This window comes from Paenibacillus cisolokensis (assembly GCF_050481165.1).
Taxonomy (GTDB): Bacteria; Bacillota; Bacilli; order Paenibacillales; family Paenibacillaceae; genus Paenibacillus_AH; species Paenibacillus_AH cisolokensis.
In genome coordinates, this window is the sequence record NZ_JBCNFP010000159.1 from 1 (window position 1) to 13,202 (window position 13,202).

Genomic DNA, 13,202 nt, shown 5'->3' on the forward strand with positions numbered 1-13,202 from the left:
CGGGCTTTCGAAATTTAGGATGAACGATGTCGTGCCGCGCGCCGGGTTGTCGAGCCAGTTCAGCACTCTGCCGCCCGGTCCCTCCAGCGCATGGACGCCGATATAGCTTTTGACCATCTTGTCCCCGATATAGCTCGGCGAAACCCACGAGAAAACACCGACCTGGCTTTTGGCGCCGGCCGCCACCCAGTTGCCGTACTCCATGTTCGTAAACGTCTCGGGATGCATCAGCTTTTCTTCCCACAGCATCGCCATATATTTCCACACTTCGCGATACTTCTCGTCCGTAAAGATCAGCTTGATTTGTCCGTCCGTATCTTTGTATATCCATTGTCCCGCGCCTTGCAGCCCGCCGTTGCCCATGCCGAAGCTGCCGAACAGCTGCTGCTCGAACATGCCGATGTTGCCCGGATAAGCCATCGGGTATTCGTCGTTCGGATCGCCGTTGCCGTTCGCGTCCTCGTCGCGGAATTTTTTCAGCATCTCCGTAAATTCGTCCAGCGTCTCCGGCGGCTTGAGGCCGAGGTTGGTCAGCCAGTCGTTGTTGATGTAGTACCGGAGCGAAGCGTCCATGATCGACGTATCGACGTAAGGCAGCGAATAGATATGGCCGTCCGGCGCCGTAATCGCTTTCTTCACTTCCGGATATTCGGCGAACAGCGCTTTCAGATTCGGCGCGTGCTGCTCGATCAGCTCTTCAAGCGGCAGAAAAATGCCCTGCGCGCCGTACTTGACGACTTCGTCGCTGGAGAAGCCCATGGAGCCGAAGAACGCTTCCGGATAGTCGCCCGACGACATCATCAAGTTTTTCTTCTCCGAAACCGTCGCATCCGGAATGGCGATCCAGTCGACCTTGACGTTCGACATCTTCTCGTATTCCTTCCACATCCACAAATCTTTCGGCTCGGGCGCGATGTCCGGGAACGACCGTTTCGCCATCCGGATCGTGATGACTTCATTGCCGATCTCTTTCGGCCCCGTCGCGCCTCCTTCCGGCTCCTGTCCGCTTTCCCCGCCGGAGCTGCAGCCGGCCAGCGCGGTCGCAAGCGCGGTCGCGACGGCCAGCGACTTCCACATTTTCTTCTTCATGCTTTTCCCTCTCCCCCATTCAAAATTGGTCTTTCGGAAAAATGCATCTATTCTCAGCCGTTAAGCGGGACCGCGGAGAGCGGCCCGTCAGGCCGGGAACCAAAGCCGCGCGATCAGCCTTTGAGCGAGCCGATCAATATGCCTTTCTGGAAAAACTTCGACATCATCGGATAGATGACAAGCAGCGGAAGGCTGGACACGATGACGACCGCGTATTTGATCCCTTCCATGACGGCCATCCGCTCCGAAAATTTTTCGTCGACCATCGTCGCCCCGACCATGTCTTTGAACTGGTTCTGGACGAGAATTTCGCGAAGGATGAGCTGCAGCGGAAACTGATCCCGCGACTGCAAATAGACGAGCGCGTGGAAGTAGGAATTCCAGTGGCCGACCCCGTAGAAGAGAAGGAGCACGGCGACGATCGGCATCGACAGCGGCAGCACGATTTTGTACAAAATCTGAAAGTCGTTGCAGCCGTCCACATGGGCGCTCTCTTCCAGCTCCTGCGGGATGTTCGTCTGGAAATACGTCCGCATGATGACGACGTTGTAGACGCTGATCGCCATCGGCAGCACCATGACCAGGAACGTATCGAGCAGATGAAGCTGCTTGTTGATCAGATAGGACGGAATGAGGCCGCCCGAGAAAAACATCGTGAAGACGAAGAAGAACGTGAACACCGATTTGCCGTAAAATCGACGGCGCGAGAGCGGATAGGCGGCCAGCGTCGTCATGACGATGTTGATGAGCGTGCCGACGACGGTGTACATGACCGAATTGCCGAATCCGCGCCAAATATCTTTGTTCTCGAACACCGCTTTGTAGCTTTCCAGATTGATCTTGGCCGGCCATAGCCGCAGCGGATCGTTATAGATGGCGACGGGATCGCTGAGCGAGGCGACGACGACGAACACGAGCGGATACAGAATGAGCAGGATGACGACCGTCAGCGCAGCGGCGTTGATAAAGTCGAGCCATTTGTCCGTACGGGTGCGTTTCACGTTTTCCAGCATATCCGATTCACCTCCGGAGATTGGTTACCACAGACTCGTGCTGCCGACCCGGCGGGCGAAGGCGTTCACGATCACGAGCAGGATGAACGTCACGATGTTGTTGAACAGCCCGATAGCGGCGGAGAAGCTGTACTGCGCGCCCTGGATGCCGCTCTTGTACACGTAGGTTGAGATGACTTCGGATGCGGAGGCGTTCGTGCCGGTCTGCAGCAGCAATATTTTTTCAAAGCCGACGTTGAGGATGTTGCCCATGCTCAGAATCGAAATGATGACGATCGTCGGCAAAATGTTCGGAAGCGTGACGTTCCAGATGCGCTGCAGCTTGTTCGCGCCGTCCAAATACGCGGCTTCATACTGGTCCGGCGAAATGCCGGACATCGCGGCGTAATAGATGAGCGAGCCCCAGCCGACGCCCTGCCAGACGTCCGACCAGACGATGATGTGCCAGAAATATTTCGGATCCGCCAGGAAGTTGATCGACTCGCCGCCGAACGCCTTGATGACCGCGTTCAGCACGCCGGTTTCCGGCCGGATGAAGAACAGGATGATGCCGCCCGCGACGACGACCGAAATGAAGTTCGGCGCATACGAAATGGTTTGGGCCAAGCCTCGAATCCGCTTGAAACGCAGCTCGTGGAACATGAGCGCGAGGATGATCGGCAAGGGGATACCTACCAGAAGCCCGTACAGGCTGATGCCGATCGTGTTTTTGATCAGCCGCCAGAAATAGAACGAATTGAAATAACGTTCGAAATGGTCGAAGCCGACCCAAGGGCTGCCGATAATGCCTTTGCCCGGCATAAAATCTTTGAATGCGATCTGCACCCCGTACAGCGGCCAGTAATGCCAGATCAGAAAATAAACGACAGGCGGGAAAATAATGACGTAAAGCATCCAGTTTTTTTTCAGCTGTCTCTTCACTTCATGCAGCCGCCTGCGCTTCGGGAGCGGGCGCTCGTTCAACCGGCTTTGCGGACCGCCGGCGGTCGCTTGCTGGCTCATGCAATACTCCCCCTTCTTCGATCGAGAACGATAAATAAAGCGTTTACATTACACTGATGTCTGATCGCCTTTCTCCGGGAACCGGCCGCGAAAAAGCACGGTTGTTCCATCGCCGGATCGCGGAGCCGGCGCGGCGAATCCCTTCGCCTTGCGGCAGACGATGCTGTCATAAACTTTAATTAATATGTTAAATATATTGTATAATAAGTATACTATGTACATCATATCGGTTCTTTCTCTTTCTGTCAATTGCAGGAATATAAAAAAGCAACAAAAAAATCCGTTAACAGGATGCGTTCCCGTTAACGGATTATCGGCTTCCCGGCGGGGCGATCGATTCGCCTTCGATCATCGCTACCGGAATGACGATTCGTTTCTCCACCGTCCGCCCTTCCATCAGCTCCACCAGCGCATCCGCCGCCTTCCTGCCCATCGCGGCCGTGTCCTGGGCTACGCAGGTAAGCATCGGATGCTGCAAAATCGGCATCTCCGGCCAATCGAACGTAATAAGCGACAGATCGTCCGGAATGCGGCGGCCCAGCCGTTTCGCCACATAGACGACGGCGGCCGCCATCGACAGGTGCAGCGTCACGACGGCGGTTATCGCTTTATGCTGCCGGAAATACCGTTCGACCTGCCCGATCAGCACTTCGTCCGGCTCCGTTCCGTACAGCGTCTCCCAGCGGCCGGTCACGCTGCAGAGCGGATAGGCCGCTCCCCCTGCCTCTTCGACCGCCTTGAGCGCGCCGTTCAGCCGGTCCTCCACCGTCTCGACCCCGCGGATATCGTGGCACAAAATCCCGATATGCCGATGGCCGCAATCGGTCAGCCGGCGAACGGCGCGGTAGGCGCCGTCGTAGTTGTCGGAACAGACCGAATGATTATCGATGCCGCGCAAATAACGGTCGATGAGCACATGCGGAAAATGTTCGATTTTGAGCCGCAAAATCTCTTCGTTGTAAATTTCCCCGCTCCGGGGAAAGATGACAATGCCCTTGACGCCGGCGCGCACCGCCTCGACGATCGCCTGCTTCTCCCGGTTCAGATCGATATGCGTCAGCTTCAGCTCGACCCGCAGGCCGTGCTCCGTCAGCCGGTCGCACAGCGCTTGCGCTATATTCGCACCGAACTGCGATACCAGGTCAGGTAGAATGACCGCCACCGATGCCGGGGATGCGGCGGCTGGGCGGCGCTCCGGCTCCGGCTCCGGCGGCTCTTGCGGATCGTCCGGCGCCGGAATCCGGACGGACGGCGCATGCAAGGGCGGCGGCGCGGCCGCTTTGCTGCCGGTCACGAATGTGCCTTTTCCTTTGATCCGATAAATAAGTCCGCGCTCCACCAATTCGGAGAGCGCGCGCTTGACCGTCAGCCTGCTGACGCCGAACAGACCGGCCAGCTGCTCTTCCGTAGGCAACCGGTCGTCGGGAATCAGCTCGCGGCTGCTGATTTGCTGTTCCACATAGTTGCGGATTTTAATAAAAAGATGTTCGGTCGGCACTGGTTTTCTCAACTGCTACCCCACTTCCAATTCAGGGTTTAATATAACAAATCCTAATTATACATAATATACATTGTGTTTCGTCTACATTTCCAGCCGCTTGATGAACTCTTCCGCCGCGCTGTAGCCTTGCTGCCGCAAATACCAGTTGTTGGCGGCCGCTTCGATCAAGCCCGCCACGTCTCTGCCGGGCTGAAGCTGAATTTCGATATGCGGTATGCGGACCCCCATATATTCCGTATATTTCTCTTCCAGCTCCAGCTCGTTGTAAAGCGCGTTTTTCTTCCATTCGGTCAGTTCGATGTCAAGCGCGATTCGCGTTTCGTCCTGGAACGCCTTTCTGCCGTAAAGGCGCGGCACGTTGATCAGCCCGATGCTGCGCAGGGCGAGAAACTCCCGCGTTTTTCCGTCATGCGTGCCGAGCAGCGTTTGCGGACTGAGCTTTTTCAAGACGACGATGTCGTCCGCCACAAGCCGGTGACCCCGGCGAATCAGGGTATGGGCGGTTTCGCTTTTGCCGATGCCGGATTTGCCACGCAGCAGAATGCCGATGTTGGATACGTTGACGCAAACGCCGTGAACGGCGATTTCCGGCGCCAGCGCTTTGACCAGATAAGCGTCCAGCAGTCCGATAAACTCGTTCGTCGCCGCTTTCGTCCGCAATAGCGGAATGCCTTCCTGCTCGCAATATTTTTTCAAATATTTCAAACCTTCCAGGTTTCGCGTCACAACGAAGCATGGCGGGTGATACTTGACGATATTGCCGATATGAAAATTCCGCTCCTCTTCGGTCAGCTTGTGTAAATACGTAATTTCCTTGAGCCCCAGCACCTGCACGTGCTCCGTCGGAAAGAAATCGAAATGACCGACAAATTCCAGTCCCGGCCGGTAGGCTTTCGACTTGGTAATCGGTCGGTTGAGATATTTTTTGCCGGCCAGCACCTCGAGCGAAAAGCGGACAACCAAATCGTTAACCTCGACTGATTTCATCTTCGATAACTCCCTTCGCTACATCCGTTTCCGCGCAAGCCGCATAGGACTTACGTCCTTTCCTATTCGACAGCCGTATGCCGTAACCCTTCTATTCCTTCGTCTGTTCGCAAGGCTGCCACAATCTTCGCTGCGGCAAAGCGACAGCGAATCGCACCGTAAACGCTTTGCCTTGTCCGCTTGTGCGATCGTGCAGACACCGTTATAATGAGTTTCAAATTTCATGCCAACAAAGACGATGAGGGAGAGAGTAGGCGGGCAACGGCTTTCGACAGGGACGGCATGCCGGAGATTGAGAGCATGACGCGAAAGGCCGCCGGCCGAAGTTCACTCCGGAGTCGGACCTTGAACGCGGAACGGTCGGGGAGTGCCGTTTTCCGCCATTAGAGGTCCCCGGCGCCATGCCGTTATCGATGAAGAGCGAGAAGCGTATTTTGGGCTTCTAATCAGGGTGGTACCGCGGCCTTTCGTCCCTGCCGGACGGAAGGCCTTTTTGTCGTGCTCGCGGTGCGGCGGGAAAGACGAAGCCCGATACGAATCGGAAGGGAGAGGAAAACGATGAGAAATTCGGAATTATCATCGCTATATCAAGAACTGGACGCTATCGATGAGGAATTGCTCGCACTGTTGTCGAGGCGGGCAAGCGTCGCGGTGAAGCTGGGAGAACTCCGGCAGGAGCGGGGCTTGCCGAAGTTCGATCCCGCCATGGAACAGGAGACGCTCGAGAAGCTGATTCCGCGCAATCCGGGCCCACTTGGACAGGCGGCGGTCCGCCGTCTGTTCCATCACATTTTCACGGCCAGCTTCGACCCGCAAGCTGCGGATAACCGGAAACGATTGCTCGTCAGCCGCCAGACGCAAGAAGCGGATACAATCATCCGCGTGCGCGGCGCCGCGATCGGCGGGGGAACATCCACGCTCGTTGCCGGGCCGTGCGCGGTAGAAAGTTACGAGCAGCTAAGAGAAACAGCCGCCGCCCTGAAGGAAGCGGGCGTCCGTATTATGCGGGGCGGCGCCTTCAAGCCGCGGACGTCGCCTTACGACTTTCAGGGGCTCGGCCTCGAAGGGCTAAAGCTGCTTCGCGAAGTCGCCGATGAATTCGGACTGGCCGCCATTAGCGAAATCGTCACGCCCCATGATATCGAAACGGCCGCCCGCTATGTCGATATCATCCAGATCGGAGCCCGCAACATGCAAAACTTCGAGCTGCTCAAGGCGGCCGGCGACGTCCGCACGCCTGTACTGCTGAAGCGGGGGCTGGCGGCGACGCTGGAGGAATTTTTGCTGGCGGCCGAATATATCGTCTCGCGGGGCAATACGCAGGTTATGCTGATCGAACGGGGCATTCGCACATACGAGAAATGGACGCGCAATACGCTCGATATTTCGGCGGTCCCGATTTTGAAGCAGGAAAGCCATCTGCCTGTGCTCGTCGACGTCACGCATTCGACCGGCCGCAAAGACATTATGCTGCCTTGCGCCAAGGCGGCGCTGGCGGCGGGGGCGGACGGCATTATGGTGGAGGTTCATCCGAATCCGCAGGCGGCGCTTTCCGACGCCGGCCAGCAATTCGATATTCCCGAATTTCGCCGTTTCCATGAACGGCTGCTTGCGTCCGGGCTATTCCGGGTTCCCCGTAACGGCATCGGTACGTTAAATCCGGCTTAAACAGATGAATACAACAAACAAGCGGCCCCCGGGCATACGCACCCGCGGACCGCTTGTACCGCATTTATCGTCTTGTACCGCATTTATCGTTACGAGAGCTTGACTCCGATCATTTTCGAATATTGCGCTTTCGTCGTTACCCGGCGCGCGGTAACATAGCGCTTGGCATAGTAGGAGCTGGACAACTTGGTAATCGTGACGCCCTTGCTGCTTGAAGAATGCGCGAATTTGCCGTTGCCCACGTAAACGCCGGCATGGGAAACGCCTTTGCCGCTTGTGTTGAAGAACACGAGATCTCCCACCCGGAGATCGCTCTTGTCTACTTTCGTGCCTACTTTCGCCTGCTCTCTGGACGTTCGGGGCAGCTTGATGTCGTACTGCTTGAAAATGTGCAAAATAAATCCCGAACAATCGAAGCCTTTCGTGGTCGTGCCGCCGTACAGATAAGGAGTGCCCACGACTTCATCGACGGCGCTCAGCAGTTTGGGCGCGCCGGCAGAAGCTGCGCCTGCACTGGAAGCAAACAAAATCACCGCACCTACAATCGACAATAAAACCTTTTTCAAAAACGAGTCTCCCTTCAATTGCCTACGAGGTTAGCTGTGGGTTCGGTTGAAGGTTCCCTGGAATCCGCAGCTGACTGTCAGCCGGATTCGTTCACCCCAAGCGGAAACGGCTCGCCCGGCATTGCCGGCGCCGCACCGTTTTCGCTTCATCATATCAACGCGGTAAACTATGCTTGTATGACGAAATGGGTCCCCCGTTTTTCGCTCGCGAAAATTCGGCATGCTGTTATATGTTTATAGATAAGCTATGTTACAAATTCGATTCGATTCGCCAAAAACCTCCTCTTGCAACATTAGAATCCTTTCATCTTTTCCTTTCAATCCTTCATCTTTCTCATCTAATCCTCCATATTTCTCATCTAATCCTCCATATTTCTCTTCCAATCCTTCAACTTTCTCTTCCTGCCCTTTCATCTTCCTTTCCAACCCGGATGCAAAAAAAGAAGACGCGCTTGACGGAATTAAATCCGTACCGCGCGCCTTCTTCCCGACGATCGGGATCTTCCCGCCGCTTATTCTTCGTTAAAGTAGACCGTTTTGCCGGTGCGGGCCGATTCGTAAATCGCCTCCAAAATTTCCGTTACGACAAGTGCCTGCTCGGGCTTCACAACCGGCTCCTTGTCGTTCAAAATCGCGTCAATCCACGTCGCGCATTCCAGATCGATGTCGCGTTGCGGGCCGCTTCCCTCATAGAATGCGACGCCGCCCGCCTTTAGGTCGATTTCTTTGACGAACAGCCGGCTGTTCTGCTCGCCGTTGATGCGCAGGCCGCCTTTCATGTCGGCTCCGCCTTCGGTACCGCACAGCGTACATTTCGCCTCGTCGACGTCCAGCGTATTGAGCGCCCAGCTCGATTCCAGCACGATCGTCGCGCCATTCGCCATTTTGATGAAGCCCATGGCCGAATCTTCGACGGTAAACTTGTCCGGATCCCAAGGCCCCCAGGCGTTGGCGGCGTTTTTCTTGCTGCCGAGCTTGTGGAAGACGGAGCCTGTCACCGACACCGGCTTGTAATTGTCCATCATCCACAGCGTCAAATCGAGCGCGTGCGTGCCGATATCGATAAGCGGACCGCCGCCCTGCTTCTCTTCATCGAGAAAAACGCCCCAGGTCGGGACGGCGCGGCGCCGGATCGCATGAGCGCGGGCGTAATAAATTTCGCCGAGCTCGCCCGAATCGCATACGCTCTTCAAATACTGGCTGTCGGAGCGGAACCGGTTGTTGTAGCCGATCGTCAGCTTCTTGCCGGTGCGGCGCGCCGCCTCGACCATCGCGCGGCCTTCCGCAGCCGTCTTGGCCATCGGCTTCTCGCACATGACATGCTTGCCCGACTCCAGGGCGTCGATCGTAATATAGGAGTGCGAGTCGTTGGGCGTGCATACGTGGACGACATCGATGCTTTCGTCCTTCAGAAGCTCCTTGTAGTCCGTATACGTTTTGGCGCCCTCGGCGCCGTATTTGGCCGCCGCCTCCAGCGCGCGCTCCTCGACGATATCACAAAACGCGACCATTTCCACATGCTTGTTCTTGCTCAGAGCCGGCATATGCTTGCCGTTGGCAATGCCCCCGCAGCCGACAATGGCAACTTTCAGCAATCGAGACATCAACATTCCTCCCTGCTCAACATGAATTTATGTATGGATGAAAAAACAACCATCACCAATGGTAGCATATGCCTGCCGCGAGCGCATTACAAGAATACGAATGAGATACTATAAATTTGCGACATCGTGTACCTCCCCTGCCGCGCCGCACCGCTACACACACGCCGGGTCACACCATGCACCCTGCCGCGCCGCACCGTTACACACACGCCGGGCCACACCGTGTACCCTGACGCGCCGCACCGCTACACACACGCCGGGTCACACCGTGTACCCTGACGCGCCTAGCCGCCGCACATCGCCGTGCTGCGCCATACCTCGCATGTTGCCATGTCACGCCGCACTACACCTCTGCCGCGCCCCGCACACCGAGCCCAACCACGCACCTTTGCCGCGCCCAGCCGTGCTGCGCACTCCCGCTACATCACGCGACCCCGCGACGTTCTGCGTCTCGCCTCTGCATTCGCGGTACGCCGTTCCACGCATATTGCCATGCCACGCCGCACTACGCCTCGTCCCCTTGCCCACATCACCCTCGCTACATCTCACCTCCCGCCCCGCGTATACCCATCGCATCGCCCTCGCTACATCTCACCTCCCGCCCTGCGTATACCCACCGCATCGCCCCCGCGCACGCTCTGCCTCGTCTCGTCCTATCGCGCCGCACCACACCGCCACACCTGCCGCACCACGCACGCTAGGTCTAACCACACACCTCTGCCGCATCACTCCGTTCTGAGACAGGCCGGGCAGAGCGGCTGGTGAAGTATGTGGTCGCGTTATCATGGACAGATGTTCCGAAGCGCTAAAGAATCCGAATGTCGTAACCATCGACGCTTAACCGGTACTTTGAACCTTCGCCAACGACACTTGCTTTAAATTCTGCGAAAATACAGTTTTTTGGGAACTTTTGGCGCGAAAAAGCTCAAATTGCTGCAATTGTGCAGTTTTTGGAACGGTCCGACAGGCATTTCGGGCTATGGACATCCAAATTCCTGCAGATTTGCAGGAATTTGGACCGTTTGCATCTGTCAGAGCGTAAAATCCTGCACTTTTGCAGGAATCGCAGCACTCTCGTCACGTTCAACGGGAACCTTGAACACGGCTGGCCGTTTTCAAGCATCAACTTCAAGCATAAAACAAAACGCCCCCGCGCATGGCGGGGACGATTCGGATGTGTAGCAATAACGCAGCATAGCGGCATGCGATTACACATCCGGGTGCGTAGCAATAACGCAGCATATGACTGAACGATCCAAGGGCGCGGCAACGATTACACATCCAGGGGCATGTCCAGGGGGCATGGTAAGCATGCGGAACATGACTGAACACGTCCCAGAGACAAGTCCTACCGAACGATCCGGGGCTTGGCGGGGACGGGCACAGCTTGGTGCGCGTCGGGTGGCATGCACCTTGTAAGCGCCCCCGGCAAGCCCAGGCGTGCGGCCGGATCAAGCGCTTTTCCGCGCAAGCGGCGCCGCATCCGCGTCTAAAGGCCGGCCGAACCCAGAGCTTGGCGGGGACCCGGGCACAGCTTGGTGCGCGTCCGGGGCATGCTGCGCCGGTTCCCCCGGCGCACGGCCGGATCAAGCGCTTTTCCGCGCAAGCGGCGCCGCGTCTTCCCGCCCGGTCAGCACGATGTTGAGCAGAATCGCGGTGAGCGACCCGGTGACGATGCCGTTCTGGAGCAGCATTTTCGCAAAATCCGGCAGTTGATCGAACATTTGCGGAAGCACGGCCGAGCCCAGACCGACCGCAATGCTCGAGGCGGCGATCAGCAGATTGCCGTCCTTGCGCAGATCGACTTCGGACAATATCGAAATGCCGGATGCCGCGACCGAGCCGAACATGACGATCATCGCCCCGCCGAGCACGGCGCTCGGGATGACCGACGTGAGCGCCGCCAGCTTGGGCAGCAGACCCAGCACGACCATGATGGCACCCGCGGCGAAGATGACGTCCCGCGTCTTCACCCGCGTCAGCGCGATCAGGCCGACGTTTTGGGAGAACGCCGTATACGGGAAAGCGTTGAACACGCCGCCCAGCATAATGGCGAGGCCTTCGGAACGGAGGCCGTTCACGATCTGCTTCGGCTGGACCTCCTGGTCCGTCGCTTTGCCCACCGCGAAATAGACGCCCGTGGACTCCACCATGCTGACGATATTGACGAGAATCATCGTAAATACGGCCGTCAAGCTGATTTGGGGCGCCCCAAAGTAGAACGGCTGCGCCACGCTGACCCAGGACGCGTCCGCCACCGCCTGGAAGTCTACGATGCCCATCATATATCCGGCGATCGTGCCGACGACCAGGCCGACAAGCACGGCGACGGCGCGAAGAAATCCTTTGGCGAGACGATTCACGAGCAGAATGACGGCGAAAGTGCCGAGCGCGAGCAGCAAATTGTGCGCCTGGCCGAAATCCGGGCTGTTCTGACCGCCCGCCACATTGTTCATCGCCACCGGAATCAAGGACAACCCGATAATCGTGACGACGGACCCGGTTACGATTTTGGGGAAGAACCGGAGCATTTTGCCGTACAGCGGAGCTGCCAGCACGACGAACAGACCGGATAGAATAATGGCGCCGTATACGGTAGCCAGATTCGAAGCGGAAGCGATCGCGATAATCGGTCCTACCGCGGTAAAGGTGCAGCCCAGCACGACGGGCAGCCGGCTGCCGAAATATTTGGTGCCGATCACCTGCAGAATCGTTGCGATCCCGCACGTGAACAGATCCGCTGCGATCAGGTACGCCATTTGCGTACTGTTCAGATTGAGCTCCGCCCCGACGATCAGCGGCACGATGACCGCGCCCGCATACATGGCCAGCACATGCTGCAGGCCCAGAGTGACGACCCTCTGTTTGCTCTGCATCCTACACCTTCTCCTTAACGTGATGAATGGTACGTTCCTCTTCCGCGAAACGAATCTCGCCGGGCGACATCGAGGCGATCCGAACCAGGGAATGAATGCGGACGCCTTTGCGCTCCAGCAAATCGCGCCCTTCCTGGAAGCTCTTCTCGATGACGCAGCCGACGCCTGCAAGCTTCGCTCCGGATTCGTTCACGATGTCGACCAGACCCGCAAGCGCCGCGCCCGTAGCGAGAAAATCGTCCACGATCAGCACGTTGTCGTCCGGTCCCAGATAACGCCGGGATACGCTCACCTGATACGTCTCCTGTCTCGTAAACGAATGGACGGGAACCGAATATACCGCATCGGACTGCGTGACGGCTTTCTTCTTTTTCGCATAAAGAAAAGGTACGCCCAGCGCGATCGCCGTCGCCATCGCAAACTGAATGCCGCTGGCTTCGATGGTCAGCACCTTCGTCACGGGCTCGTCTGCAAATATCCGCCCGAATTCCTTTCCGATCTCCAGCGCCAGCACGGTATCCACCTGATGATTCAGAAACGAATCGACTTTAAGCACCGTATCGGACAAAATCAGCCCCTCTTGACGTATGCGCTCTTCCAGCAATTTCATGTTCCGCTACCGCTCCTTCTCCGAAATCAAAAAGGACAGGCTCCTTGAGCTGGTTTCTCAAGTGAAGCCTGTCCATCCGGGCTTAAACCCTTTATGGTGCGCACGTTATGCATAGGCATGCATGACCGGCCGTTCCGTTCTTCTTCCCGAGCCGAAAAAACGGAACTTCCGAGGCGCGCTCGCTGTCACTCATAGTCGGACGATTACGGTGGTCATCCGGTAGAAACTTATGGGCCATATTCCCAAAATTATATGAGTCGTATGAAATTATCCTGAATTTCGAAAG

General features: G+C 57.0%; 11 protein-coding genes and 2 riboswitches. Of the genes, 1 reads left to right on the forward strand and 10 read right to left on the reverse strand.

What is annotated here, in order from left to right:
- The 5 genes from ABEV74_RS21825 to hprK all read right to left on the reverse strand — a co-directional run.
- Positions 1 to 1,089: extracellular solute-binding protein (locus tag ABEV74_RS21825; RefSeq protein ID WP_430149572.1), on the reverse strand; the 1,089-nt coding region annotated here is incomplete at its 3' end.
- A 113-nt stretch (positions 1,090 to 1,202) separates the two neighbouring features.
- Positions 1,203 to 2,102, reverse strand: a complete 900-nt coding sequence (locus ABEV74_RS21830) for a carbohydrate ABC transporter permease (protein WP_213531744.1) — start codon at positions 2,100 to 2,102, stop codon at positions 1,203 to 1,205.
- 24 nt (positions 2,103 to 2,126) lie between these two features.
- Positions 2,127 to 3,104: an ABC transporter permease gene (locus ABEV74_RS21835; RefSeq protein WP_430149576.1), complete on the reverse strand. Its 978-nt coding sequence runs from the start codon at positions 3,102 to 3,104 to the stop codon at positions 2,127 to 2,129.
- A gap of 310 nt (positions 3,105 to 3,414) precedes the next feature.
- A complete protein-coding gene (locus ABEV74_RS21840) occupies positions 3,415 to 4,614 on the reverse strand; it encodes a GntR family transcriptional regulator (protein WP_430149579.1) in 1,200 nt (399 codons plus the stop codon).
- 72 nt (positions 4,615 to 4,686) lie between these two features.
- Complete coding sequence (gene hprK / locus ABEV74_RS21845; protein ID WP_062494606.1) at positions 4,687 to 5,592, reverse strand: HPr(Ser) kinase/phosphatase; 906 nt, start codon at positions 5,590 to 5,592, stop codon at positions 4,687 to 4,689.
- A gap of 558 nt (positions 5,593 to 6,150) precedes the next feature.
- On the opposite strand from hprK, the gene ABEV74_RS21850 reads away from it, so the two are divergent.
- Positions 6,151 to 7,260: a bifunctional 3-deoxy-7-phosphoheptulonate synthase/chorismate mutase gene (locus tag ABEV74_RS21850; RefSeq protein WP_062494608.1), complete on the forward strand. Its 1,110-nt coding sequence runs from the start codon at positions 6,151 to 6,153 to the stop codon at positions 7,258 to 7,260.
- Between the two features lie 89 nt (positions 7,261 to 7,349).
- Here the strand turns inward: ABEV74_RS21850 and ABEV74_RS21855 are convergent, their stop codons facing one another.
- From ABEV74_RS21855 to ABEV74_RS21875, 5 genes are all read right to left on the reverse strand, one after another.
- Positions 7,350 to 7,826, reverse strand: coding sequence for a C40 family peptidase (locus tag ABEV74_RS21855; RefSeq protein ID WP_062494609.1), 477 nt, complete (start codon positions 7,824 to 7,826; stop codon positions 7,350 to 7,352).
- A gap of 3 nt (positions 7,827 to 7,829) precedes the next feature.
- Positions 7,830 to 8,057: riboswitch (cyclic di-AMP (ydaO/yuaA leader) on the reverse strand.
- A gap of 3 nt (positions 8,058 to 8,060) precedes the next feature.
- Complete coding sequence (locus tag ABEV74_RS21860) at positions 8,061 to 8,240, reverse strand: hypothetical protein (protein ID WP_430149582.1); 180 nt, start codon at positions 8,238 to 8,240, stop codon at positions 8,061 to 8,063.
- Between the two features lie 98 nt (positions 8,241 to 8,338).
- A complete protein-coding gene (locus ABEV74_RS21865; RefSeq protein WP_062494615.1) occupies positions 8,339 to 9,430 on the reverse strand; it encodes a Gfo/Idh/MocA family protein in 1,092 nt (363 codons plus the stop codon).
- A gap of 1,586 nt (positions 9,431 to 11,016) precedes the next feature.
- Positions 11,017 to 12,306, reverse strand: coding sequence for a nucleobase:cation symporter-2 family protein (locus ABEV74_RS21870; RefSeq protein WP_062494617.1), 1,290 nt, complete (start codon positions 12,304 to 12,306; stop codon positions 11,017 to 11,019).
- Position 12,307: 1 nt separating this feature from the next.
- Positions 12,308 to 12,916 carry a xanthine phosphoribosyltransferase gene (locus tag ABEV74_RS21875; RefSeq protein WP_062494619.1) on the reverse strand — a complete coding sequence of 203 codons (609 nt, stop codon included), beginning with the start codon at positions 12,914 to 12,916 and terminating at the stop codon, positions 12,308 to 12,310.
- Positions 12,917 to 13,088: 172 nt separating this feature from the next.
- A riboswitch (purine riboswitch) is annotated at positions 13,089 to 13,192 on the reverse strand.
- Positions 13,193 to 13,202: the final 10 nt, after the last annotated feature.